The 25,774-nt window shown below is 45.6% G+C and carries 19 protein-coding genes; 1 reads left to right on the forward strand and 18 read right to left on the reverse strand.

Features of this window, described 5'->3' with window-relative positions:
* Positions 1-222 precede the first annotated feature (222 nt).
* On the forward strand, positions 223-2,154 hold the full coding sequence (locus MHH49_RS02735; RefSeq protein WP_341137862.1) for an ATP-dependent DNA helicase: 1,932 nt from the start codon (positions 223-225) through the stop codon (positions 2,152-2,154).
* Between the two features lie 66 nt (positions 2,155-2,220).
* Here MHH49_RS02735 and MHH49_RS02740 read toward each other — a convergent pair whose 3' ends face one another.
* The 18 genes from MHH49_RS02740 to MHH49_RS02825 all read right to left on the reverse strand — a co-directional run bounded on the left by MHH49_RS02740 (position 2,221) and on the right by MHH49_RS02825 (position 25,588).
* The gene (locus tag MHH49_RS02740) at positions 2,221-2,991 is read right to left on the reverse strand and encodes an ABC transporter permease (RefSeq protein ID WP_036675795.1); all 771 of its coding nucleotides are present in this window, start codon (positions 2,989-2,991) and stop codon (positions 2,221-2,223) included.
* Positions 2,992-3,750, reverse strand: coding sequence for an ABC transporter ATP-binding protein (locus tag MHH49_RS02745; protein WP_076098895.1), 759 nt, complete (start codon positions 3,748-3,750; stop codon positions 2,992-2,994).
* Positions 3,751-3,826: 76 nt separating this feature from the next.
* Positions 3,827-4,693, reverse strand: coding sequence for a pentapeptide repeat-containing protein (locus MHH49_RS02750; RefSeq protein WP_076098896.1), 867 nt, complete (start codon positions 4,691-4,693; stop codon positions 3,827-3,829).
* 14 nt (positions 4,694-4,707) lie between these two features.
* A complete protein-coding gene (locus tag MHH49_RS02755) occupies positions 4,708-5,037 on the reverse strand; it encodes a PadR family transcriptional regulator (protein WP_036675798.1) in 330 nt (109 codons plus the stop codon).
* Between the two features lie 166 nt (positions 5,038-5,203).
* Entirely contained in the window at positions 5,204-6,487 is a 1,284-nt protein-coding gene (locus MHH49_RS02760) for a DUF1963 domain-containing protein (protein WP_341137863.1), read from the reverse strand.
* A 265-nt stretch (positions 6,488-6,752) separates the two neighbouring features.
* Entirely contained in the window at positions 6,753-8,483 is a 1,731-nt protein-coding gene (locus MHH49_RS02765) for a family 10 glycosylhydrolase (RefSeq protein ID WP_076297800.1), read from the reverse strand.
* A 38-nt stretch (positions 8,484-8,521) separates the two neighbouring features.
* Positions 8,522-10,168 (reverse strand): extracellular solute-binding protein, encoded by a 1,647-nt coding sequence (locus tag MHH49_RS02770; protein WP_076144476.1) that lies wholly within the window; start codon positions 10,166-10,168, stop codon positions 8,522-8,524.
* Positions 10,169-10,201: 33 nt separating this feature from the next.
* Complete coding sequence (locus tag MHH49_RS02775) at positions 10,202-11,092, reverse strand: carbohydrate ABC transporter permease (RefSeq protein WP_036675805.1); 891 nt, start codon at positions 11,090-11,092, stop codon at positions 10,202-10,204.
* Positions 11,093-11,151: 59 nt separating this feature from the next.
* Entirely contained in the window at positions 11,152-12,078 is a 927-nt protein-coding gene (locus tag MHH49_RS02780; protein WP_036675807.1) for an ABC transporter permease, read from the reverse strand.
* Positions 12,079-12,102: 24 nt separating this feature from the next.
* Positions 12,103-13,401, reverse strand: coding sequence for a 6-phospho-beta-glucosidase (locus tag MHH49_RS02785; RefSeq protein WP_341137864.1), 1,299 nt, complete (start codon positions 13,399-13,401; stop codon positions 12,103-12,105).
* Positions 13,402-13,444: 43 nt separating this feature from the next.
* Entirely contained in the window at positions 13,445-14,425 is a 981-nt protein-coding gene (locus MHH49_RS02790) for an N-acetylglucosamine kinase (RefSeq protein WP_076144472.1), read from the reverse strand.
* Between the two features lie 21 nt (positions 14,426-14,446).
* Positions 14,447-15,448, reverse strand: a complete 1,002-nt coding sequence (locus MHH49_RS02795) for a LacI family DNA-binding transcriptional regulator (protein WP_036675812.1) — start codon at positions 15,446-15,448, stop codon at positions 14,447-14,449.
* 298 nt (positions 15,449-15,746) lie between these two features.
* Positions 15,747-19,550, reverse strand: a complete 3,804-nt coding sequence (locus MHH49_RS02800) for a GH32 C-terminal domain-containing protein (protein ID WP_051490875.1) — start codon at positions 19,548-19,550, stop codon at positions 15,747-15,749.
* A gap of 86 nt (positions 19,551-19,636) precedes the next feature.
* Positions 19,637-20,530: an ROK family protein gene (locus tag MHH49_RS02805; protein ID WP_036675814.1), complete on the reverse strand. Its 894-nt coding sequence runs from the start codon at positions 20,528-20,530 to the stop codon at positions 19,637-19,639.
* 21 nt (positions 20,531-20,551) lie between these two features.
* A complete protein-coding gene (locus MHH49_RS02810) occupies positions 20,552-22,033 on the reverse strand; it encodes a glycoside hydrolase family 32 protein (protein WP_036675815.1) in 1,482 nt (493 codons plus the stop codon).
* A gap of 57 nt (positions 22,034-22,090) precedes the next feature.
* Positions 22,091-23,704 carry an ABC transporter substrate-binding protein gene (locus MHH49_RS02815; protein WP_341137865.1) on the reverse strand — a complete coding sequence of 538 codons (1,614 nt, stop codon included), beginning with the start codon at positions 23,702-23,704 and terminating at the stop codon, positions 22,091-22,093.
* A gap of 64 nt (positions 23,705-23,768) precedes the next feature.
* Entirely contained in the window at positions 23,769-24,650 is an 882-nt protein-coding gene (locus MHH49_RS02820) for a carbohydrate ABC transporter permease (protein ID WP_036675818.1), read from the reverse strand.
* Positions 24,651-24,667: 17 nt separating this feature from the next.
* The gene (locus MHH49_RS02825) at positions 24,668-25,588 is read right to left on the reverse strand and encodes an ABC transporter permease (RefSeq protein ID WP_051490892.1); all 921 of its coding nucleotides are present in this window, start codon (positions 25,586-25,588) and stop codon (positions 24,668-24,670) included.
* Between the last annotated feature and the right edge of the window lie 186 nt (positions 25,589-25,774).

Raw genomic sequence — 25,774 nt, forward strand, 5'->3', positions numbered from 1 at the left:
ACAGTAATTCACTTTGTTTTAATCACTATATTATATTCTGACACTTGACTGTTAGAGTAGCATCGAAGATAATTACAACCTCACCAAAAAAACTATAATTAGGAAGATCATTGATTTTGAAAAGGGGCGGTCGTCATTAGCTGGTTAAGTGATCTCTATAAATTACAGAAGCAGGAGCTAAAGAAGGACATCGAGCCCTCTTTAGTCAATGCTATCTTTCGAATGTATGATAAATTCCCCAGGATTGGACTTAAAGAGCGGATCGGCCAGCAGGATATGTCTCTAGATATCGCTGATGCCTATATAAATGGTCGTAACGCGATGATTGAAGCTGGAGTCGGTATCGGCAAGTCCTTTGCCTACCTCATTCCCAGCCTGCTTATTAACCAAATCTCAAGGCAACCGGTTATTATTGCGACATCCTCCATACAACTTTCAGAACAAATACATAAAGATCTGAGATTCATCGGAAGTCGTCTCGGATTTACAAGGGTACGTTCGGTAGTTGGAAAAGGCATGGGGCAGTATGCTTGCCGGTATAGGGCAGCAGATCTGTTCCAAGCGGATGATTCAAACACTCCTCTGTCTGCGCTTTCTCAACAGATTGTGAATTATGAAATTGATGAGCGGGCAGATATTAAGGGCGGGGTTAGTGATGCTGTATGGTCTAACGTTTGTGTGAATGATTGCAAATTTGAACGTTGCCATTATAAAAGTACATGTACGTTTTATGAGATGAGAGCTAAAATTAATGCCAACGCGAGCGACATGGATTTTATTATCGTAAACCAGGATCTGCTCATCCGTGATTTAATCAAGAAAAAGGAAGGAACGAAGGGGTTAATCACCGAACGGCCGGCTCTGATCGTAATTGATGAAGCGCATAATCTGGAAGCAAAGGTTAGAGATGCAAGAACGCTCGAATTTACTTACCGGGGAACCTGCCGTATTCTGGATGACGCCTTACAGATTCTCTTCAAGCAATCTGCCGATACGGAGCTTATGCCGCAATTTAAATTTATAAAAAGATGCGTTGGCCATATTTTTAAACAAGTAGAGGCAGACTTACTGCAAACAGCCAAGCAGGACAATGACCGTATAAAAATATCGCAGATCACAGGAATCCCCTTAAGACGAGCGGCACAGGTTTTAAAAGATTTTAATCTCAGCCTTTCCGTCTTAACTTCACGGCATGAACGGGAGATTGACAATATTTTTGAAGCCATGAACGGACTTATCGACCTCTTTGATGTACTCGCCGGAGTAGAGGATAACTATCTGATCTGGGCAAGTAATACCCAGCGGGAGAGTACCCTTAGTATCTGCCCTAAAGGGATAAGCCAGTTTCTGAAATATACCTTATTTAACGGGAAAACCTCAGTTATTTTAACGTCAGCAACCATGTGTCAAAGCGGAGAAACGCTGGAGGAACAATACGCTTATCTCACTGAGTCCCTCGGTTACAGGGGAGATTATATGGAGCGCCAAGCTTCACCGTTTGATTATGACAACCACACCATGCTGTATATTGCCAAGGACATCCCCTACTATAACCATCGGCGGCGGGAAGATTATCTTGAAGCGGCATACAAGGAAATGATGAGGCTCTGTAATTTAACAGACGGGCGGACATTAGTTCTTTTTTCAGCTAAAGAGGATATGAAGTATATTCATAAGAAGTTAAACTCTGAGAAGCTTGCATGGGCATTACATGTTCAAAGGGAAGGCTCGTCCCAGGACGGGGTGATCGCTGACTTTCGGGGCAGTAAAGGCGTTCTACTTAGTACCGGTGTATTCTGGGAAGGTGTGAATATCGAGGGTTCCGATTTGTCGCAGTTAATCATTTTCCGTCTGCCTTTCCCTGTTCCTGCCGATCCTGTCTATGAATATAAGACTTCGATGGCAAAGAATCCCTTGAAGGAGGTTTTTGTACCGGACATGCTGCTTCGGTTAAGACAAGGAACCGGGCGCCTGATCCGCAGTGAAACTGACCTTGGTGTGCTCAGCATACTTGATTCCCGCCTGTCCATTGCCGCCAAAAAGGATTACCGGGATCAGGTACTGGAAGCTTTACCTTTTAAAAAGGTTACTGAGGATTTCAAGGTTCTGGAGAAGTTTGTGAAAGAAAATGGGATTCAGCTTAGTGATACGTAGAGAGATGAAAAAAAGCAACCCATCCGCAGACAAGTCGCTTCTAAACCCTGTAATGTTATCTGGAAATTAAACTACTTTGTGTTTGTATACCCGCATTGCTATTAAATAAGCAACTACTAGAATGGCTATGCACCATATGATGGCTCCCCAAATATCATTGCCGACAGGCTGCCCCATCAGGAGGGAGCGAACCGCCTCTACTATAGATGTAACGGGCTGGTTTTCAGCAAAGGCGCGAACGACTGGCGGCATCGATTCGGTAGGCACAAAGGCCGAGCTGATGAAAGGAAGGAAAATAATCGGATAGGAAAAAGCAGTCGCGCCGTCCACCGATTTTGCGGATAGTCCAGCAATTGCCGCGACCCAAGTTAGAGCCAGCGTAAACAATATGAGGATGCCAGCAACCGCCAGCCATGAGAGCACTCCTGCCGATGAACGAAACCCCATAATCAATGCAACAAGAATGATGACGCTAACTGAAATCGCATTGGATATCAGGGAGGTCAGCACATGTCCCCACAGCATGGTAGAACGTGCAATCGGCATAGAATGGAATCTCTGAAAAATCCCTTTTTGCACATCGTTAAACAGGCGGTAAGCCGTATAAGTTACACCACTTGCAATAGCGATCAGTATGATCCCGGGCAACAAATAATTCACATAGTTATCCGTACCCGCCTGGATGGCCCCACCGAACACGTAAACAAACAACAGCATAAATGCAATTGGCATGATAGTTACCGTGATGATGGTATCCATACTGCGGAGAATATGGCGCATAGAGCGTCCAAGCATTACACTCATGTCACTGAAAAAGTGCTTCTTAATCATTTCCATTTACTTCCCCTCCTTTTTGCCGATGATTGCGAGGAATATTTCCTCCAGCGTCGGCTGCTTTTCAATGTACTCAACTTTTGCGGGCGGGAAACGCTTTTTTAGTTCTTCGAGTGTACCGCTCGCAATAATTTTACCTTCATGTAGAATGGCGATTTGATCAGCAAGCTGCTCTGCTTCTTCCAAATACTGCGTCGTCAAAAAGACAGTCGTACCGCCGTCGGTAAGCTCCTTAACCATCTTCCATACATCAATCCTTGCCTCAGGATCAAGTCCAGTGGTTGGTTCGTCGAGGAAAATAATCTGCGGTTTTCCAACAAGGCTCATCGCGAGATCTAATCTCCGGCGCATCCCGCCTGAATAAGTGGATACCTTGCGATCCGCGGCATCGGTCAAAGTGAAGCGTTCCAGCAGATCGTCCGCAACTTGACGCGGATGCTTCTCATGGCGGAGCCTCGCAATCATGATCAGATTTTCCCGGCCGGTCAGAATCTCATCCACGGCGGCAAATTGACCCGTCAGGCTGATGGACTGGCGTACATAATCAGGCTTTGTGGCGACATCGAATCCGTTCACTGCAGCAGTCCCACCATCTTGATTTAGCAAAGTGGTGAGGATTTTGACAATGGTGGTCTTGCCTGCGCCATTGGAGCCAAGCAGGGCAAAAACGCTGCCCTGCTCCACTTCAAAATCCACCCCCTTTAAAACTTGAAGCTGTCTGTAGGACTTTTCCAACCCAACCACTTTAATGGACTTGTTCATTGCATTCCCTCCCTAAGGTTTTGTTAACATATCTTCATGGAATTTCCCCCGCAAAACTCACTTCGGAAGCTCAGGCTTATAGGACTGTAACCTTTGTCAAATCAGCTTCCATGCCTTTGAGCGCAGCGAAGGTCAACTTATCCATCATTGCACCGTCAAAGTTGATCGTTTTAATTGCACGATAAAACTTCTTGGATAACGAAAACCCGGAGAGGAATGACACATTTTTTAACGTCGCACCTCTAAACGAAATATCGTTCAGCGCCGACTTTTCAAACTTGACCCCGATAAAGGTCTGGTCGTCAAAACATAATCCCCGCAGATCTGAGGTTTTAAATTCCACACCGTCAAAGATACAGCTCTCAAAGATTGTTTTCGTAAGATCAGTCGTACACAGCTTGACGTCGGTCAGTCTTGCACTGATAAATTTCGCCCCTGTAAGTCCTGATGAGCTAAAGTTGGTGCGAACAAGAATAGATTTGTGAAAGCTCGCATTTGCCAGTTCAATGCCGGACAGATTGCAGTCGGTCAGATTAGCGCTGTCGAACTTGGCCTCGCCTACGTCACTGCCCGCGAAAGAACTGCCAGTCAAGTCAGCGCCTGTAAAATCCGAACCCCGCAACGCGCTCACTTTAAAATCCCCTTTATGGGCGGTAACGCCTGCAAAATCGCTCTTCGATAAGTTGCTCGCCCTAAAGCTCGTCACCACCTGCCGCTCAAGTGAACGGGAGAGATTGGCAACCTCCTGCACCGTCTGTTCAATGTCGCCGATGCTGTCTATCGTCATCTTAAACGCCGTTTCATCATCCTTGCCTTCAGCCTTGAGTTCACTGAACCGCTCCTGCAAATCGGAAAGGAGGTCACTCTTTAATTCAGCAACGCTTTTTATCCCGTCATAGGGTGCGAATACGCCATTTAAATACATGTTTAATTTCTCATTCATATTATCAAGTCTCCTTATAATAAGTTTTCAAGCACACGCTTTGCGTACTCCCAATTAGTCTTGTTATTGGCGTAAACAGCTTTCCCCTTCTCGGTAATCCGAAAATACTTCCGTCGTCCCCCCTGAGACTCATCCCCCCAATACCATTCAATGTCACCGTCTGCCTCAAGCCGCCGGACGCTGGAGTACATCGTAGCTTCTTTTAATTCATATTCGCCTCCGGAACGCTCAGCAATTAATTTGACGATTTCATATCCATAACGATCGGCTTCGGACAAGAGCCGTAATACCATCGTATCGGTATGTCCTCGCAGCAGATCGGATGTGATTTTGTTCTCACTCATTTCATCACCTCATAATCGCATTGTATATCATACTACTGTGACAGTCAAGGTACTTTGATCATCATGTTTATACAAAATAAAAAAATGCCGTCCTTAGTTGTCTAAGGCAGCATTTTTCTCTTTTAAGTCTGAAGTTCCAATCTACGCTAACCAGAAATAAGTTGATTTACGTCTGCTGGTAATTCACAGCTACCTGCAGGCAACCCTCACACAAAAATGCATAATAAATCCCCTCGCTGTCCTCGGCCTGTTCCATGTCCATTTGGGCAATAAACTTCATCGTCGTCGAACAGCAAGGGCACACAGGATATTCCGCATCCTGAATCCAAGCCGGATGTCCTCCAATCTGCGACGCAGGCGCCTCAAGCATCCAATATGAATTTTCATAGGTTCCCATCTGCCGTTCCGATAGCTGCATGGCATGCCATGCTATTTCTTCCCTGTCTTCATTTGCAGGCAAAAAATCAGGAACGGTATTATATTCACTCCACGAATATTGGCCATCCAGCTCCGCTTTCATAAACACGGTGCCATAACAATTACAATGCATGCAAGCTGCAATCCTTAACCGCTGGCCGGAAAGCTTCATAAATTGAACCAGTGGATTCTGCAAATTGTAATCAAACAGCACTGTCAACTTACCGCCACACCAAGGGCAGGAATGCTCACCCTCCTGCAGCGCCACTACCGCCGTATGATCCCGATCCATCCCATTTTTTCCGTCCCTGTTTACTTCAAAATGATAACTCTCGGGGTAAAAAAGCAGCCTTTTCCCACCGTCGGGATCTAATTCCCATCCTGCTTCGTGAGCATAGGTTTCCGGAGACACATTTAACTCCGATGTCCATCGAGGCGGATGCTGCCGCCATGTCTCGAACTGCCGAACAACCTCTTCATCACCAATCCAGGCCATTGCAAGCAGCAAATGATTACGGTTTTCCGAGTCATGCTCTAACTGATGAATGATCTTATCACGGATCTCCTGACCCGCTTCTTTATAGAGAATGCCGGGATAATACTTCCCGTTAAGAAAAAAAGCCTCCAGCCCCCGTTCAATGGAAGCACTTGAAAAACATATAAGCGACAGTAAAATGGTTTCAGCCTGGTCAAAATCATCTTCTTCCATCAATTCAATGGCGTAGGTTTCCAATCGCTCCCTTTCGCTTTCAGTCAGTTGACGATATAACTCTTGCGCGGTTTTGTGATAGGGAATTACGTGTTCAAGCGGGCTCAATCTCCGCGGTTTGTGCATGATTTTAAGAATTTCAACCGGATCATTCACACCTGCGTACAAATCAATGTCTTTTCGATTTTGTTCAATATAAGCCTTTTCCTCCAGCGCAAGCTTCCTCTGATGACAGGGCATGCAGATTCCACCTGTCTTTAAAGCAGTTGCAGGAAGTATGCTTCCCTTGCAGCCTGAGGTTTGGCAGGGTATACGCTCGCTCATCGTATCTCTCCTATTCTGTATAAGTTATTCTCAAAGACTATTATTAATAAGCTAAACTGCATTATAGAATTAGCTATATTATAGAATTAGCTGCATTAAATATACCACCGGATTTAGCAGCTTTAAATTCATTTCAGATTTCAATTGGATATATCCCCCACCATCACCTTATACCGAAATAAAAAAGGTTAACCAGATATTTCTGGTTAACCTGATAAACGAAAACTCCCCCGGATAAAGAAGAACCGGTGCCCTTGTATTAAGCTTAATCCGTAATCTTCACATTTCCAAACACAGCCTTATTCCTCGAGTCATCCCCGGGATTGCTAAGTGCTATGCCAATATACACCTTGCGGTTCATCGGAATCTGAACAGTTCCGACCGTTTGCCAGTTATTCCCGTTACTCGAAATAGCCCCTTTGAAGGTATTTCCACTTCGGGTCAGCTTTAGCCATCTTGGAGCCGAGGCAGCCGCAGTCTGATCAACCATATTGCCGGCAGTCTCTGCACGATACTGGAAGGTTGCCCCATTTTCGGGGGTAAGCATCATATCTGCATGCTTCGAATTATGACCCAGCGACTCCCGAATCATAATGCCGGCCTTGGCCCAGCCGTCCAATCGGCTAGTGGACTGCACTTTAACAATAATCTCCGCATTGCCTCGCACGGATTGGTATATATAATTCAGTTGATCTCCATTTCCCCAAATATCCGTAGAGCTGCTGCTGAGTGTAAATTGCTTATTGGAAGAATTGTAGGTAACGTTCCCCGGCATGGAACCGATATTCCGCGCCTTCCATCCTGTTGGTAATTGAGCCGGATAGTCTTGTTCTACCGGAGGCGTCCAGCCTGGCGTAGGCCAGGTTTCACGTTCTTTGATATTGGCCAGCTCATCTTCTGGCCAGGCCCCGTAAGCAAAGAACGACAGACGCTTCACACCTGGATAATTCTCGCGGATTCCCTTGTAAATCTCCTGATATTGATCATCTGTCCAGTCATTATCCAGCGTCGCAACAATTTCCACGTCACTGCCGTTAATCCGGTCGCTCGTATCCTTCAGGATGCCGTAGGAAGTGCTGTATACCCAATCACTGTTGAACTCCCAGTCATCAAAGTACGCCATTGGTGCAACAAAGTCGATATCATCCTTGAATTTCGCTACATTCTGCCCAACTTCAATGAATTCTGGCGGCAAAATATACACACCGAGCTGCACATCCGGCTTCGAGGACTGGGTGATATCCTGACGGATATCGCCCACATACTGTCCGATTTGATCGGTCCTCCATTCATTCCACTGCTCACGCTGAGGCGAATCTGTCTCGAAGTCAATGCTGAGCGGTGAATACCCGAACTGCGCCTGATACTTCGCAACCGTATAATCACTGACGTCCATGTTGTAATTGTCGAAGCGGATCCAATCCAGCACAACGCCATCCACATCATAATTCTCGATCACTTCCTGAATAATGGAACGCTCATACTGCTGCACTTCATGGTGAATCGGATTGACGAAGTATTCGTTGCCGTTAGAACCTGTAAACGGAGTCTGAACCCCGTCAACCAGCGCCTGCATCTGCCATTCATCGTGCTCCAGGAAGGCCTGCTGATCATGGAACTGCGGAATCCAGGCATGAACCTTGATTCCTGCAGCATGGGCTGCCGTAATGACAGCCTGCAGGGCGTCGAAATTCTGGTAGCCTTGGGCAATTGGTGCGATATCACTCTGATAAAATACACTTCCAGACGGAACCTCATCATCTTCATCCTGCTTCACGTTCATGCTAATAACATCGACGCCATAGCTTGTAGACAGCGCGATGAAATTCTGGACATCCGTCATGTTCTTAAACTGGTTTACGGTCCGTACAATAACTTCCGTTTCGAAAGGGGGGTTACTCTCCTCGGCCATAACAGGAACGGAACCACCGGCTATCGAAGAAACCAACACGATGCTTAACAGTGCTATGAACCTCGAACTCAACGCAAATGCCATAATCTCGCCTCCACTAGTATAAGATTTTATAAATAGTCTTATTTCGTCGCGTTGATTTTCTTAACATTTTCCTGCCATTTTTCGGTTCTGAATTCAAGCAGCTTAGCCAGCCCCGCTTTTTCGGTGTTCTTTTTAGCTGTCTCCAGCGCCGACAGCACCGCTTCATCCGACTTCGCCTGAACCATCTGGGCGTAAGCAAGGGTATAAATATCCCCGATATTCTGTGCGATGATGCCGATTTCCGTATCCGGAATCGGATCGGTATTTACAAACTCCGTGATATCCAACGCGGTTTTCCAGGTCACCGTGGACTGCGCCACGGTCTCCCAGGATTTCTGGTTCGCGGAAAGCAGCGCCTCGAGGCTCATTTTCGCCGTATCAATAAAGGTTGTATTTCCCGCCCAGTTAAAGTCCTCGAATTTCCGCATCGTTTCCGTGCGCTCGTTAGCAGGAGTCGTCTTGTATTTCTCGTTCGGGATTGGCGCTCCGTCCGCATCCTCTTCATCCCAGTACAAGCCTTTAGGACCGAAGAAAAGCACCTTCTGTCCCTCCGGACCCGTAATCCAGTCAAAATAAGCGAAGATGGCCTCTGGATTCTTGGCCTTTTTCGTAATGACATTAACGTTCCAACCCAGCGTCTCAAAGCCGCTTACAAACACTTGTGTTTTGTCTAGACCGGCTTTATGAATCGGCCATATAATCTCATAACCGCTGTCCGGATTATTCGCTGTCAGTGCCCGGTGTCCCTCGGCTCCATACGTAGTGATATTGGATTCGACCATGACTGCTACCCGGTTGGTATTGACCTTTTCTTTGACCGCATCCTGGGTTTGCTGCAGAGCATCCTGCGTAATCAGCCGTTCACGATACAGCTTATTAATATACAGCACCATCTCCTCGTAAGCGGGATCGTCCAAGATAGATGACAGCTTGTCGCCATCCGGATATCCCATGAGTGAAATGAACTTACTGGTGGAGTTCTCCTTAAAACCACCATACATAATTTCCAGACCTGCCCCCTTCTCCCCAACCTCCAGAGGTACTACATCCGGATACTTTTCTTGCACCTTAAGCAAATATTGATACAAATCATCGAAGGTCTCAAGCGCCGGTCTGCCGAGTTCGTTATAAATATCTTTATTCACCATCCATCCGCCGTTGCCGAATTGCCCGGATGTATACCAGTTCGGGATTTGATAGATTTTCCCGTCTTCTGAACGGAGCAAATTCAGGGTGGATTCCTTCACATATTTCTTGAAGTTCGGATACTTCTCATAGTAATCATCCAGCGCAACGAGTTGTCCTGCCTGCACCAGCCGTTCCACTGAGGATCCCCGGTCAGTAAAAATGACATCCGGTAAATCACCGCCGACGATCATCGTGTTGAGCTTTTCTCCGGCCGCTCCTCCGGATTGTATGGGTTCAACAGTAACCTTACGGTTCTCCTGAATCCATTTTGTCGCCTCATTATCCCCCCATGGTGATGTCGTAAGCCAGTCATAGTTTCCATAGAAGCTGAAGGTGACGGGCTTGATCCCGCTGCCGTCATCTGTGGCGGCCTCAGTATTCAGATTTTTCTCGCTTGTGTTTGGTGAAGTGTTAGAATTTCCTCCTCCGCTACAGGCAGCGAGAAGAAGCACCAGTGAAGTCAGCAAAAGAGATACCCATTTCATACGATTGCGCATCTTTTCCCTTCTTTCTACATAATATGGAGACTGCTATTCTTTCATCGAACCGATCATTACGCCCTTAACAAAGTACTTTTGGAGAAAAGGATACGTCAGGATAATTGGAATGGTAGCGATCATCATCGTAGCCATAGTCAGTGACTTCGTGGTAATCGTCCGATTTCGGTTCATATGATCCAGCGCGATAGCATTCGATGAGCCTATTTGGGTCATGATGTTGGAGTTCATAATCTGGCGCAGAAGGGTCTGTATAGGAAGCAAATGATCCTTTGTAATATAGATCGCTCCCGTAAACCAGTCGTTCCAGTAACCTACTGCGGTGAATAAGGCAATCGTGGCCAGCACCGGACCGGAGACGGGAATGACGATTCGGAAAAAAATGCCGTAGTTGCTGCTGCCGTCGATTTTGGCCGATTCCTCCAACCCCTCCGGCAGAGCGTGGAAGAAGGTGCGGATGACAATCATGTTCCAGACACTTATGATGCCGGGGATAATCAGCACCCAAAAGGTGTCCAGCATACCCAAAGAGCGAACTAGTAAATAACTAGGGATGAGCCCTCCACTGAAGAACATCGTAATCATGAAGAACACCATATATTGTTTTCGAAATAGCAATGTCTTCTTGGACATTCCGTAGGCTAACAGTGCCGTGAAAAAGACAGACAATGCCGTGCCGCATAACGTTCTAAGAATGGTGATCAGAAAAGAATTCAGCAGGCGTTGATCCTGAAACACAATATAATAATTTTCCAGAGTAAAAGCTCTCGGTAACAAGGTTACACCACCGAGCGCCGTATCGCTCCCTAGATTAAAGGAAATGACCAGCGCATTCCAAAACGGGTATAGCATGAGTAACGCCAGCAGCGTCAAAAGGATATACATACTCCGCTGCATGATTTTGTCGCCTAGGCTTAGTCTCATTGTTCACCCCTCCTAAAAGGTTTATGGAGCATCGGAAGCATTCGCTATGAGTAGTAGTACTACCAGAGACTAACATCTGCCCGGCGAGCGATTTTGTTGGCCGTCACTAGCAGAATGACACTGATCACCGCCTTGAATAGCCCTACCGCTGTCGCATAAGAGAATCTGGCATTTAAAATCCCAACACGGTACACATAGGTGTCGATAACATCGGAGTAGGGTCGCAGAATTGGATTGGTTGCCAGCAGCAAAATGTCCTCGAAGCCCGCACTGAGCAGACTGCCGATGGCAAGAATCATAAAGATGATGATAATGGGGGTAATGCTGGGGAGTGTAATCAAGTGAATTTGCTTAAACCGGCTTGCTCCATCTATAGAAGCGGCCTCATATAGGGTTGGATCAATGCCTGCAATCGCGGCCAGGTAGACAATGCTCCCGAATCCGACCTCTTTCCACACATTTACGCTTACTAGAATCGACCAGAAGTATTTGGGTAACGCCAGGAAGTTAACTGGTTCCCCTACCAGATTGAATCGCTCCAGCACATAGTTCACCGTCCCGTTGTCAACGGATAACAGCGAAAATACAAAACCGGATACTATAACCCAGGACAGGAAATAAGGTAAATAACTGACGGTCTGGATAATGCGTTTAAAGCCCATATTCCCTATTTCATTCAGCATCAGCGCAAGAAGAATCGGGGCAGGAAAAGAGATAATCAATTTAAGCAAGCTGATCACAAGGGTATTTCGCATCACATTCCAGAACTCCGGCGCCTCGAAGAACATTCTGAAATGCATAAATCCAACCCAGGGACTCTTCATAATGCCGCCAAAAATATCGTATTGCTGGAATGCCATAACCACGCCATACATCGGAATGTAGCTAAAAATGAATACAAAGATAATTCCCGGCCAAACCATGGACTGCAAATCCAATTGACTGATAAATTTCTTCCATCTACGCGGTTTCTCGGCCGTGTTCATCCGCTTTTCCTCCTCTGGACGATTCTAGTGAAACAACGGCAACAACGATTTGTTCTTCTCCAGCATTTCATCCAGCAGTTGTTCAGCTACGGTGACCGAAGGCACGAGCGGATGATGAACCATAGCCTGCAGGGCTATATCCCGGTCTCCGTGCACAGCCGCTTCGATGGTGAGGCTCTCGTATTGTTTGACTGCAGCCAGCAAGCCTTTTACGGGCTGAGGAATTATGCGCAGCGGAATCGGCAGCGGACCTTGCTTGGTGACCATACAATTCACCTCAATGGAGGCATCGTCCGGCAAGAAGTCAATAATTCCGTTATTCCTTACATTCAACGTCTGGATATCGCGGGAATCATTATAAATGGAGCGCATCAGCAGCACTGCCGCCTCCGAGTAGTAGGCTCCGCCGCGCTGTTCCAACTGCTCGGGCTTTTCCTTCAGCTCTACGTTCCGGTACAGTTCAAACAGCTCTTCCTCCACCTTCTTCACTACCTCAGCGCGCGATCCATTCGTTGCTGCTGCTTCCTTCTGTTCCGCAAGCATCGCGTCCGTCATATAGTAATAGCTCAGGTAATAAGAGGGAATCGCTTTCAAAGCATTCAGAAACCGGTAGTCCCAGGAATCAAACGGCACATTGCTCGCCTTGTAGCTCTGCGGGTAATCAATGAGCTCCTGCAGCTTGCTTTTACCGTCAATCACGATATCGGATACCCAGTGCAGATGGTTGATGCCGACAAACTCCGCGTAGATCTTCTCCATAGGAAGTCCGAAGAACTCGGAGAGCCACTTTTGAAAACCGATCGGTGAGTTGCACAATCCTACGCTTTTTACCGATGAGTATTTGTGAACAGCTTCAGTCACCATACCAGCCGGATTCGTAAAATTCAGCAACCAGGCATCCGGAGCCAGCTCCTCAATGTCTTTGCAAATATCCAGAATGACCGGGATGGTCCGTAGGCCTTTCATCATCCCTCCGGGACCTGTCGTCTCCTGGCCGATGACATTGTATTGAAGCGGAATTAATTCGTCCCATTTGCGCGCTTCCAGCATGCCTACCCGGATTTGCGTGCATACAAAGTCCGCTCCGGCAATGGCTTCCCTGCGTTCAAACGTCTGGACCACGGTAATCGGCAGTCCGGACTCAGCGATCATGCGTTTGCTCAGTTCTGCAATCGTATGCAGCTTCTCCCTTCCCTCCTCAATATCCACCAGCCATACTTCGCGGATGGGAAGCTCTTGGTGATGCAGGACGATGCCTTCAATAAGCTCAGGCGTATACGATGATCCCGCTCCGATGACAACCAGCTTCAATGTTTCCTCCATGATAGACCCTTCCTTCATCTTTTTCATTTTGGTCTTATAAAAACTAGCCTATTGTGTTCGGTACTTTCCCCTGTGATAGATTATCTAGAACCTTCTGATCTACACGCATACCGCTGCTTTCCATAGCCAGAACGACCGATCCTACAACCGGCTCCCGGGTCAAAATCCTTAAAGTGCCATTCGGAGCCGACAACTTCACTCTTCTCTCAATGGCCCGCCGGATGATGCCTGAGCGGTCTCCCTTTGTCAGCAGGCTGCCTGCAAGTACGATGTCGAAGAAGTCCTCCTCCATGCCCAAGCGACGGATGGCCGATACCGCGGCCAAACCCAGCTCATCCCCTTGCTTGACCAGCAGCTCGGTGGCAACCTGGTCCCCTTCCTCTGCCGCTTGAAATAATAGTTCAGCAATATGGGGAGGCAGGTCTCTGAAATGATCCAGGTAATCCTCTCTTAACTCTGAAACATTGGAATAGCCCAACAATTGCGTTAAGCGTTCGGTTAGGACCGTCTCCCTCTCTCTTCCCTCATCCGCCCGAAGGACGCTACGGAATACCTCAATACTTAAATCATAGCCACCGCCATAATCCCCGAACCGGTAGCCGAATCCACCACATTGGTATGTAGCACCCAACGGATTTTTACCACTACAGTTCACGCCCGATCCGCAAATCAGTACGATCCCATAGTTCTTCTCTGTACCTGACCGCAAGGCAATCCAGGTATCGCAGGAAATCTCAGTTTGGGGAAGATCAAAGCTGCTGATGACCGGTCGCAAAATCCGGAAATCAGCCTCTCTGTCCGCTCCCGCTAAGCCGAACCAGGAGTAATCCAGCTGATCCTTGGTCAGCCCTGACGCCATAATTGCTTCCGATAGGGCCTGCTGCAAACTGTTCACCGCCTGCTCACGGTTTATTTGATGATTTCCGATCCCACCCTTGCCAACTCCGATGACCTTCCCTTGTTCATCTGCAATCATTGCGTGGGTTTTACTGCCTCCTGCATCAACTCCCAAAAAATACTTCACGGATGATTTCACTCCTAAAATTCAAGGTAATCTAACAGATGCGGTGGATTCACGAATGAGTAGCTGCGGAGCGAGCTTCGTTACAGCGGGCGGCATCACCTCCCCATTGATCATTTTTAGTAGTAAATCAACGCCTATATTGCCCATTTGTGCCTCAGGTTGTCTGACCGTCGTTAACCGCGGGTAAAATTCACCTACGAACTGCTGATCATCAAATCCAACAATTGAGATATCGTGGGGTACTCGAATTCCCTCTTCCCGGAGAGCCTGAACCATTCCAAGAGCAATAAAGTCATCCCCGGAAAAAAAAGCTGTCGGCAGCTTATCTTCGCGGATCCATCTCTTGGCCACCTCATAGCCGCCGCTTACTGTAAAGCTGCAGTATTCCGTTCCGAATGGCGTTAACCCGGCATCCTCGAGCGCTTGGACATAACCTCGCTTACGCTCCGCTACACTTAGAAATACCGAAGGGCCGCCAATATAGGCAATTTGAGTGTGCCCAAGATCGATCAAGTGCTTTGTAGCCTCATACCCGCCTTGATAGTTATCGACCACGACGCTAGGCACATCCTCATGCTGAAACTGGTTATCCAGCAATACAAACGGAATATTTTTTCTTTTCAGTTCCTCTACATATGCCTTTTCTTCAAGTGGGGACAACAGGATAATTCCGTCAACGCGATCCTTCTGAAACAGGAAATTGTCGCCCTCATCCTCATTCTCGGCGATCGATAGGGCTAAAAAATACCCTTGCGCTGCCAGCTTCCGGTTCACCACGCGAATAACCCGGTCATAGAAAGAGTCGTTAAAGTTGGTAATCGACATCCCGATGACTCCCGTTTTGCCCCTCACAAGACTCCGCGCTGCTGAATTGGGCTGATAATTCAATTCCTCCATAGCTTTCAGCACTTTCTGTCTATTAGCTTCCCGTACAGAGGGTAAATTGTTAAGCACCCTGGATACGGTCACTACAGAGAGTCCCGACTTTTTGGCTACATCATGTATATTCATCTTAGCTTCCATACCTCCGTCACCCGAAAGTTTAAACGATTAAACTTTTTAGGTAAATAAAAAAACCTTACCTTTCGTGATATTTCTATGTTCTGATTGAAAATTGCACACTGAATGTCAGCTTTGCCTCTATCAAGAACACCAAAATTCTTTACAAAAGTTTTAAGGTTTTAACTAATTTACATTCTACTTACATTTCCAATATCCGTCAATACATAAAATGCAGCCAAAACAAAAAGCAACTCATCCGCAGACAAGTTGCTTTTTAGACACGCTATTCCCCTCTTCCATTGCTTCTATCATCCTCAGGTTAATTGGTAATTACCCATTTTTGTCGATCAAGAGTAGGATCAAGCTCGCTTAGGGACAGTGTCGACCCATCCGCTGATACTTCCAGCGCTTTCTTATGATGAGCAGAAATAATACTTACGGTACCATCATCATTTTTGTGAAAAATCCAACGCTGATTGTTATATCCGAGATAAGGGTATAACTGGATTTTATTTTGCCCTGTGTCTAGATCAAGCGCCTGACCGGCTGTTGTACGAATAGAATAAGAACCTGCATCGTCCCCCGTCGGCACGAATACCCACTTCTGATCCGTAGAATCATTCGCATCCTTCAGTGTAACAGCTTCACCATTTGCGAGATTTGCTGTATAAAGGGATTTCTGTAGTTCTGCATTTACTAGACTGGAAGTGGTTAAATTGGCAGGTGTTGCTCCGCTCACGTTAACGTTTTGATATGAAGCATTTCCGCCAAATACATGTAGTCCAAAGCGGCCTTCGGCAAATGTGCCGTCCTGGAGGTCGATCACTTTCTGCCCATCCACATAAACCACGATATGCGGGCCCTTCGCTTCGATTTTCACTTTGTAGGTTTGACCCGGCTGAATGAACGTCGGAACTTTTGCTAGAATCTGACGCTCTTCAATACGGCCGTCGATTTTATAAAACAGACGGATGGACTTCATATTCGGATCCAGATTTAAGTAGTATCCGCTGCGTCCATCTTCGCTGGCACGGAACAACATAGAGCCTGCTCCTCCGGATTTCCCTAACATCATATCTGCTTCATAAGTAAAATCTCCTGCCTGCTTCTCTGCGATATAATTCGCGTCACTCAAGTAATTTCCACGAATCCCATTTTCACCAATGACCCAGGAGGCTGCAGATAGATCTTTAGTCCACCCACTTAAGTTCGTATGAAATTCACCCCCAGATACCTTAACTAATAAGCTAGCTGATGTCTTCCCATTTGGAGTAGAGACGGTAATGATAGACTCGCCTTCTTTTTTAGCTACAAGGGTTGCCTGGGATTTATCCACCACGTTTAGTTCAACTACATCCTTGTTACTGGAATTCCATTTAAGCGGCTGTGCCCCATTACCGGTACCATTCTCTACCATCGCCAAAAGTATGTCGCTTTGCCCCTTGCTCAGTTCGCGATCACTTGTATCCATCATTATCTTGGTAGCTGAGCCCGTCTCCTGATTCCATACAGAGCCTAACTGATTCACCTTCAGAGATACGACTTTTACGTTGCCTCCTTTGGTGTAAAAACTCAAAGCTCTGCTGGCTGGATCCGGAAAAATGACGTCAGAGAAAACAACTTTACCGTTGTTGCCAAAAACCTCAACAGAAGACTCATCTACAAGGATACGCAGCTTAACTCGCTTGTTCTCCGTTTGCATTGCCGCTTCATGTCTTGTACTAAATAGATTCGAAAAATCCGTCAAACCAGATGCAGACCGATCCACGAAAATCCGACCCTCACTAGGTTTATATCCAACAACCGTTTGCTGACTTCCCCCTACACGAACGTTAAAGCCAAATTCACTAACCTGACTACCTGCTGGAATTTCTACTTCAGCTTCAATTTCGTATGCACCAGAGGTAACCCCTTTCAATAGATTCTGAGAAGAAGGACTCACCTCTTTGTTAGCAGTAGAATACAGCTGATTACGCAGCGATTCCAACTCCTTGATCGGACTTTGAGCGAGCTGAATCCCATCTTTTGTCGTTACTAATGAGACTTCTCTTGGGATTGACAGTACGCCTTTCCAATGGGTTGTTGGAAAAGCAAACGGATAGTCCCAGTTTGTCATCCACGCCATCATTACGCTGCGATGATCTGGCATGTTCGAAAAAGACATTGAAGCGTAGAATTCTTTTCCAAAATCTGTTCGCAAAACTTTCCCTGCCGGATTATCATTAACGAATTTACCTTCCGCTGTTAAATGACCCACAAAATATTCAGCATCTGATCCGCCTGTTTTTGAATTCGCTCCTGTACTAATCATCAGAACCCATTTTTTCTGTGATGTTCCGTCTACCGAAAGCTGAAGCAAATCCGGACATTCCCATACACCGCCGCGAACATATTCCCCGTATCCCCAGCTATCTGTTAGGGTCCAATCAAGTAGATTTGTTGAAGTAAAGAAACGAATATGATCTCCACCGGATACAACCATTACCCATCTGTTATTGTCGTTATCACGAATCACTTTCGGATCACGGAAATTCCAACCTCCGGGCTCCCCTCCATTATCGCCTGGATTTCCGATAACCATAGGACGCGTCTTGGAATATTCCCAAGTACGACCTTGGTCCTTGCTGTATGCAAGACCGATACGCTGATTCCCATTCGGGCCATCGGGATTATAGGAAGTGTAGTAGGCAATCAGCCCCTTGCCTCCTGAATCCCCGAACAAACCTGATGCATTCGTCAAATCTGCCACAGCTGATCCAGACCAGACATGCCCATGATCATTCCACGGCAGCGCAATCGGAAGGCGCTTCCAGTTCAGCATATCTTTACTGACAGAATGTGCCCATGTGCCTCCGTCCTGATGGAATAGATGATATTCTCCATCGAAGTAGACAAGTCCGTTAGGATCACTGGCAGAACCACGAATTGGCGTATAGTGGTATTGAGGACGATATTTTTCATTATAATAACTGCTGGCATCCGTCACATAGGTATCCTGGAAGTAAGCCGTTCCCTGTTTAACGACGATTCCTGCATATCCATCGGTATAGGTTTTATCTGTTAGATCGATCGCAGCCGGGGTGTATCCGTCTAGGAAGACCTGAATTCTGTTTCCCTTCGCCTTTATCTCTACATGATGTTTTGCTCCGGTCTGACTTGGATAGGTTTGCTGTGAACTTGCAATTGTTGCTCCGTTAGCTTTCGTCAAACTTACACGAACCTGATTTCCTTCCTTTGTCAGGGATGCTTCATATCCCTTTGTTCCATCAGCCGATGAACGAAATGCGAGCGCTGCAACAGAATCAGGACGAAGAGATATATTTCCTTCATATACAAAATCAGCAGCTTGTTTATTATAAATTTGCTGTGACTTCATCTGGTTTACTGCCATTCCTTTTTTGCCGTTGATATTAGGCTGCCATTGTCCTTTATTTGTAACCACAGCACCCAGATTTCCTTTCAGGTCGCTTACGATAATATTTTGGAACAAAACAGAACCATTCCATACATTGAGCCCTAGCTTACCAGTACGATACGCATGATCCTGAACCTCAATCACAGATTTATATTCGTTGTCCCAATATACTTTCAGTGATGAACCCTCTGCTTTTACCTTGAGATGATAGATCTCTCCTGCCTTAACAGTAACCTTCCGCTCCTCTTTTAATTTCCCTTCACCATCACTTGCGTCTCGTAAGCGGATCATACCTGCATTCGGAACAATTTGTAGCATGTAGGAACCCCAGCCATCTTCATTAGAACGGAACAATAAGGTCGCGTCCACTTGCATATCCTTGATCATGACATCAGCTTCATAGATAAAATCCTCTGATACCGTTTCGGAGATTGCCATTACATTTTCTTGTGGATCAGAAGTCAGTAAAATCCCTTCAACAGTATCCGCCAACTTACCTTTTCCTTTTATTTGCCAACCTGTCAAGTTTGTGTTTGTTTTGGTTACGCTTTCAAAAATAGAAAGCCCCTCCTTAGCTTGTTTACTTACCTCCTGATCAGCGGGCGCAGCCCACCCAGTACCGGGATTTGCTACATAAATGCCTGCTGAAGTCATAACAAATCCTGTTGCCATGAGAAAGGGCAAAACTAATTTTCCTTTATTTTTCATCTTCTTCAGCCTCTTTTCTATCATTAATATTGAAAAACAAGAAGGAGGCCAATTCATTACTGCACTGACCTCCTCTCTATATTCTTTTACAATTGAGCAGAAATCTGAATTTCCAGTGCTGTGAGTCCAAGAGCCAGAGCACCACATAATCCCGCCTGTTGGCCTAGACCTGGTGGAACGATATACTCATCTATGTGTTCTAAAATAGTACTTGAGCTAACATAACCGTTCAGGTTCTGAAGCACGGCCTGCCGAATAAGTGGAAACAATTGTGATTGCTGCATAACACCACCACCCAGAATGATTTTCTGAGGAGAGTTAAGCAATATAGCACCCGTAATCGACTGCGCAATATAAAATGCTTCCATTTCCCATGCAAGGTGATCTATAGGAAGTTCATGTCCCTTCTTCCCCCACCTTGCTTCAATAGCAGGACCTGCCGCCATCCCTTCTAGGCAGTCCCCATGATAGGGACATCCCCCTGGGAATTCATCTTCAGGATGGCGTCTTGTAAGAACGTGACCCCCTTCAGGATGCACAAGACCATGAATAAGTTTGCCCTCTGAATACACTCCCACACCAACACCCGTGCCAACTGTATAGTATAAACAGCTGGATAACCCTTGGGCAGCGCCCCATTTGGCTTCACCAAATGCCGCTGCATTGACGTCCGTGTCCCAGCCAAAGGGAACCGAAAAGTATCTTTTCAAAGTGCCCAGCATATCGTAATTTCCCCAACCTGGTTTTGGTGTTGTTGTAACGTAACCATACGTCGGGCTATCTGGGCGTATATCGATTGGACCAAACGATCCAATTCCGATAGCTTCTACTGGTTTGTCTTGAAAATATTGAATAACTTTGGGCAACGTCAACTCAGGATGTTCTGTCGGGAAACTGATCTGATCTTCAATGATCCCATTTTCATTCCCGATGCCACATATAAACTTCGTCCCGCCAGCTTCTATCGCTCCTATACGCATATACAAGACTCCTCTCGGTGACTAATTCTTGTCTTGCTCAGCAGAGAGAGTAAGCTCATAGATATCCAGGGAAATCAGCAAGTCATTCTCATTTTCTGCAAACACAGCAATACCTTTAGATTCTAGTCCAGGGAATATAAGATCCGTAATCACTGCCTGACCTCCATTACTAAACACCTCAACGGAAGAGCGATCCACATAAATACGGAGATCATTTGACTCATCAAGCGCTGCGAGTTTGGCTGAATGATGTCCTACGAAATGTTCATGGAAATCATGCTGGCCCGAAGCCTTCCGGTCTACATAAAGTTCCTCTGTGTCACCGTTGATACCGATCACTGTTTGTTCATCCGCACCAATTCTTACTTTGAAACCTACAGATTTACCCCGAGTGAACTCAGCTATAATCTCATAAGATTCCAAGCGAATCTCTTTAAGAAGAGTATTGATTTCTTGCACCGTTGCATTTTTTATAGAAAGGACTTGTACACGAGCTGATTCCAACTCTTGTACCGGCTTCTGCACAAGAAAAGTTCCCCCTTGTCTTGATTCGAGCTGAAGTTCTCTTGCAATTGTCATCGCACCACGGAATTCTTCTGCTGGCGTCTTGTTAGCATACATCCAGTTGCTCATCCAGCCGATAAATAGTCTTCTTCCATCCTCAGCCGGTATATCGGACCAGCTTACACCTGCATAGTTATCTCTTCCATAATCAAGCCAGCGAACTTTTATCGAATCTTCATCTGGCGTGAACACTTCTCCATCAAAATCCCCTGTAAAATACTGTGTTCTTGATCCTTCCACAAAAGCGGGATCCGCACCGATGCTCACTAGCATCACCCATTTCGTGTTCGAAGGATCGCCATCAATGGCCAGCGGGAACAAGTCCGGGCATTCCCATACCCCGTCATGAGAACCGATTCCTTCTCCGAATTCACTGGCAAATGTCCAGTTCATCAGATCAGGAGAATGATATAGACACACCGTTTGACCACAAGCTACAATCATCACCCATTTATTAGTATCTTTATTCCAAAATACTTTCGGGTCACGGAAATCAATGAATGTATCATGTTCAAGTACCGGATTCCCATCATATTTCGTCCAGGTTCTTCCGTTATCTTTACTATAGGCCAAGCTTTGACGCTGAATTGCTGGCTTGCCTTCCGGCATATCCAAATGGTGTGTAAAAATTGCTACTAGACCTGGTTTATCTTCAAAAAATCCAGTCGTATTGTTCCAGTCGACTACGGCACTGCCGGAAAAAATCATACCTAATTCATCTGGAGCAAGAGCGATAGGCAGCTCCTCCCATGTAACAAGATCCTTACTGACCGCATGGCCCCAGTGCATAGCGCCCATAGTCATTCCACCTGGATGGTGCTGAAAAAACAAATGATATTCATCCTCAAAATAAACCATTCCGTTTGGATCATTCATCCACTTTTCCTTAGGGGAAAAATGATACACTCCGCGGTAATTTTGTTTCGCAATCGTAGACATTATTGTTTTCTCCTTTACTCCCGAACACGGTCTTTACCGTATATTATTTATAGTTTATTATTTGCTTGCTCTGTCATAGCCGCCTTGTTTAATTTCAAGCCATTCTTGCAAGCCCAGACGGTCCAATTCTTTCAGGTATTCATCCCACTGCGCTTCAACTTTACCATTTTGGTACCATTCAGTACGCATTCTAAGCACGTAGGCAAAAAGATCCGTCTCAATTGTCGTTAGGCGATCAAGCTCTTGAATGGAGTGGAATACACTCGGCATTACGTTTTCTGCTTTCATTTTTGGCGCCATGATGTTCTTGATAATATCCATTCTGCCTTTAGCATCATCCGGCATGGTTGTGAATTTGCCATAATAGGAATCAAGGATAGCTAATGGTCCACCGACACTTGTTTTCTCACGTAGTTCTACAGGAGCTGCACCCTCCAGCGGCAAATGCTTCAGCATTTCTTTTTCTTTATCAAATTCGAAGATATTTTGCTGTTTATCGTCTCCATACGTTCCCCAGTTGTTCTGTACAGATTGAATCGGATCGTAGAGTTGATCAACCCATTTCGCTGTCGTTTCTAAGTTCTTATTGGCGCTAGTAACAACCATCTTGCCTCTGCCCAAACCAAGCGCGTTCGTTCTTGTTACGTTAACTTCACCATCTGGTCCAGCAAGCGGAGGCATAACCTCGTAAGTGTCATTTGCTCCAGTGATATTGGCTTTATCCCATGAGAAGTAAAGTCCGTATCTCTGATCATTCCCTTTTGCAAGGTAAGTACTCCAGTCCTGTGTATAGGCTTCAATATCAATGAGTCCTTCTTTATACAGCTCGTTAATAAAAGAAACGGCTTCTTTGTAGTCATCTTGTGACGCCGTAAATATTACCTTTCCATCATTGCTCACAACCGCATGGTCAGGGTTCTCACCCAATCCGAACGAAGCAAATAGGAAAACCAGATCTTCTGCTCCAGGCTTGTTAATAAAGGACAGAGGAATTTCGTCAGCCTTACCGTTGCCATTTGGATCTTTTGTCTTGAATGCAATTAATACTTCTTTTAATTCTTCTGTTGTTGTAGGCATATCAAGGCCCAGCTTCTCAAGCCATTCCACATTGATCCAAGGCATACTGTCTACCGCCTGGATTCTTTCCTTGCCATTGCCCAGCTCTTCGATCCACGGAAAGGCATAAATATTACCGTCTGGTGCCGTAATCATACTCTTGTATTCCGGGGCTTCTTCCAGCACCTTTTTGAAGTTGGGCATATTGTTCTCGATGAGATCATTCAGCGGAATAATGGCACCGTCTTTAGCAAGTTTGAGCAGCTCATAGTCGCTATAGTCCGCATTAAAAATCGCATCAGGAAGATCACCGCTTGCCACAGCCAAGTTTCTTTTTTCAACAAATACGTCTTTCGTGAAATTCTTCCAATTAATATGAACATTCGTCTTTTCTTCAAGACGCTTATTAATCAGTTTTTCATTTGGATCAACTGGTGCAAGTGGAGAGCTTTGCGTAATAAAGTTCAAAGTTACTTTACCGCTGGCGTCCTGTTCTTTACTAGCCGCACTTCCCCCTCCTCCTCCGCCACCGCATGCAGTAAGGAACATAAACGAAGCAAGTACAGATGCAGAAGCTACTTTCGTTGATACTCTTGATTTCTTAATTCTTTTCATAGGGTATGACCTCCAAATTATTAGATATGAATGAATTAATCTTTATCTATGTGCAGCCTGTTTCCTACTTAAGGGAACCGACCATAACACCTTTTTCAAAGTACTTCTGGAAGAACGGATACATAACAATAAGTGGCAAACTGGAAACAACGATGGCAGCGTACTTGATGATTTCAGACAATCGTTTCATTTCCGCCATGGCGAGTTGATCGCTGATCATGCCCGGATCTACCTGATTCTGGATCAAGATGGAACGCAACACGAGCTGCAGTGGATGAAGATTCGGATTATCTAAATAGATCATCGCGTCAAAATAGGAATTCCATTGGCCCACAAAGGCATAAAGAGCGAGCACGAAAACAATCGGTTTGGAGAGCGGTAATACGACACTGAAGAAAATCCGCATCTCCGAAGCTCCGTCTACATTAGCGGCTTCCTTCATTTCATTCGGTACTCCTTTGAAGAAAGTTCTAGAGAGAATGATGTTCCATACATTAACTGCCCCTGGAATAATCACCGCCCAGACTGTATCAAGCAGACCAAGATTCTTAACGAGCAGATAGGTTGGTATAAGCCCACCCCCAAAGAACATGGTGATAATAAACAAGGTCATGAAGAATCCTTTTCCTTTGAGCCTGTCATCAGACAGTGCGTACCCTGCACAGATAGAGACGAGAACGGTAAGCATAGCAAATGAAACAGAGTATAAAACAGAGTTTCCAAAACCTCGGATCATGGCCGGATTAGAAAGAATTTTTATATACCCTTCTAATGACCAATCCGAAAGGTTGAATGATAATCCTTTACTGAGCAGAACTGATGGATCCATAAAAGATGCAATCACTACATAAATCAAAGGAAGTACAATGATAAGTACGGCCAGTGTCAGGAAGATCGCGTTAAGCACGACGATAAAGCGATCTAATCCGGAATGTTTAATGGGCATAGCTTGTTGCTCCTTTCTTAGTAAAGACCTTCGCCCTCATTCAGTTTCTTCACGGTGAAGTTAACGGTGATGAGCAGGACGATGTTGATGATAGAGTTAAACAATCCTACTGCGGCTGAATAGGCATAATCGCCCGACTGCAAACCAATTTTATAAACGTAAGTCGGAATGATTTCTGAGGTTGGCAAGTTCATCGCCGTTTGCATGAGATAGGCTTTTTCGAAGCCAATGGACATAATCCCACCAGCTGCAAGGATAAATACAATAGCCATAATTGGACGAATGGTTGGCAAATCGATATGGCGGATTCTTTGTAGAAGATTAGCGCCGTCAAGATTGGCTGCATTATGTAACTCAGGATCGACATTAGCAAGCGCTGCTACATAAATAATGGATGCCCAACCGGCTCCGGTCCAAATATCGGACAGAATGTAGATCGAACGGAAGTACTCCGGACGAGACATGAACATGATTGGTTCACCTGTAAGCCAGGTAAAAAACTGGTTAATCGGTCCCGTTGGGGACAAGAAGATAAACAACATCCCGACCACAACGACAACAGAAATAAAGTTAGGTGCATACAAGAACAACTGAATGTTCTTTTTGACGCCTGCACGGCGAATTTGATTTAACATCAACGCAAGCAGGATAGGAATTGGAAAACTCAGAATTAATCCGAAGAAACTTAATTTAAGCGTATTCATAAAGATAACTTCGAAGTTGGGGGATGACAGGAATTTCTCGAAGTTGTACAAGCCTACCCATTCACTTCCCATAATCCCTTTGATTGGGCTGAAATCTTTAAAGGCGATAATCGCACCATACATAGGACCGTATTTAAAAATCAGGGTCAGGATCACAGCTGGTGCGAGCAAAATATAAAGAAAGTAGTACTTCTTTAGATAGTCTAGTAAGGAGCTCTTATGTTTGGTCACCATTGTTCTGTGTTCAGCTTCTATTAGGTTTTGCAATGCCTTTACCTCCGTTCTTATCAATGTTTATATCTTGATGCAGTAAGGGCTTTCAATTGGCTTATGTCCTGCTGCTTTTACAATTTACCAAACACTTAATCGTTCGTCAATACATTTTGTAAAAATATTTATGTGCATATGACAAAGCATTAT

The sequence above is a fragment of the Paenibacillus sp. FSL F4-0122 genome, from assembly GCF_038002845.1.
In the GTDB taxonomy this organism is placed as follows: domain Bacteria; phylum Bacillota; class Bacilli; order Paenibacillales; family Paenibacillaceae; genus Paenibacillus_AQ; species Paenibacillus_AQ odorifer.

Coding starts and splice junctions, on each gene's coding strand:
- MHH49_RS02745 (WP_076098895.1), bottom strand. CDS start 3,750: ATGAACAAGTCCATTAAAGTGGTTGGGTTGGAAAAGTCCTACAGACAG.
- MHH49_RS02815 (WP_341137865.1), bottom strand. CDS start 23,704: ATGAAAAGAATTAAGAAATCAAGAGTATCAACGAAAGTAGCTTCTGCA.
- MHH49_RS02785 (WP_341137864.1), bottom strand. CDS start 13,401: ATGGAGGAAACATTGAAGCTGGTTGTCATCGGAGCGGGATCATCGTAT.
- MHH49_RS02765 (WP_076297800.1), bottom strand. CDS start 8,483: ATGGCATTTGCGTTGAGTTCGAGGTTCATAGCACTGTTAAGCATCGTG.
- MHH49_RS02770 (WP_076144476.1), bottom strand. CDS start 10,168: ATGCGCAATCGTATGAAATGGGTATCTCTTTTGCTGACTTCACTGGTG.
- MHH49_RS02735 (WP_341137862.1), top strand. CDS start 223: ATGTATGATAAATTCCCCAGGATTGGACTTAAAGAGCGGATCGGCCAG.
- MHH49_RS02825 (WP_051490892.1), bottom strand. CDS start 25,588: ATGGTGACCAAACATAAGAGCTCCTTACTAGACTATCTAAAGAAGTAC.
- MHH49_RS02750 (WP_076098896.1), bottom strand. CDS start 4,693: ATGAATGAGAAATTAAACATGTATTTAAATGGCGTATTCGCACCCTAT.
- MHH49_RS02795 (WP_036675812.1), bottom strand. CDS start 15,448: ATGGAAGCTAAGATGAATATACATGATGTAGCCAAAAAGTCGGGACTC.
- MHH49_RS02805 (WP_036675814.1), bottom strand. CDS start 20,530: ATGCGTATAGGAGCGATAGAAGCTGGCGGGACGAAGTTTATATGTGGC.
- MHH49_RS02755 (WP_036675798.1), bottom strand. CDS start 5,037: ATGAGTGAGAACAAAATCACATCCGATCTGCTGCGAGGACATACCGAT.
- MHH49_RS02810 (WP_036675815.1), bottom strand. CDS start 22,033: ATGTCTACGATTGCGAAACAAAATTACCGCGGAGTGTATCATTTTTCC.
- MHH49_RS02800 (WP_051490875.1), bottom strand. CDS start 19,550: ATGAAAAATAAAGGAAAATTAGTTTTGCCCTTTCTCATGGCAACAGGA.
- MHH49_RS02775 (WP_036675805.1), bottom strand. CDS start 11,092: ATGAGACTAAGCCTAGGCGACAAAATCATGCAGCGGAGTATGTATATC.
- MHH49_RS02820 (WP_036675818.1), bottom strand. CDS start 24,650: ATGCCCATTAAACATTCCGGATTAGATCGCTTTATCGTCGTGCTTAAC.
- MHH49_RS02780 (WP_036675807.1), bottom strand. CDS start 12,078: ATGAACACGGCCGAGAAACCGCGTAGATGGAAGAAATTTATCAGTCAA.
- MHH49_RS02740 (WP_036675795.1), bottom strand. CDS start 2,991: ATGGAAATGATTAAGAAGCACTTTTTCAGTGACATGAGTGTAATGCTT.
- MHH49_RS02760 (WP_341137863.1), bottom strand. CDS start 6,487: ATGAGCGAGCGTATACCCTGCCAAACCTCAGGCTGCAAGGGAAGCATA.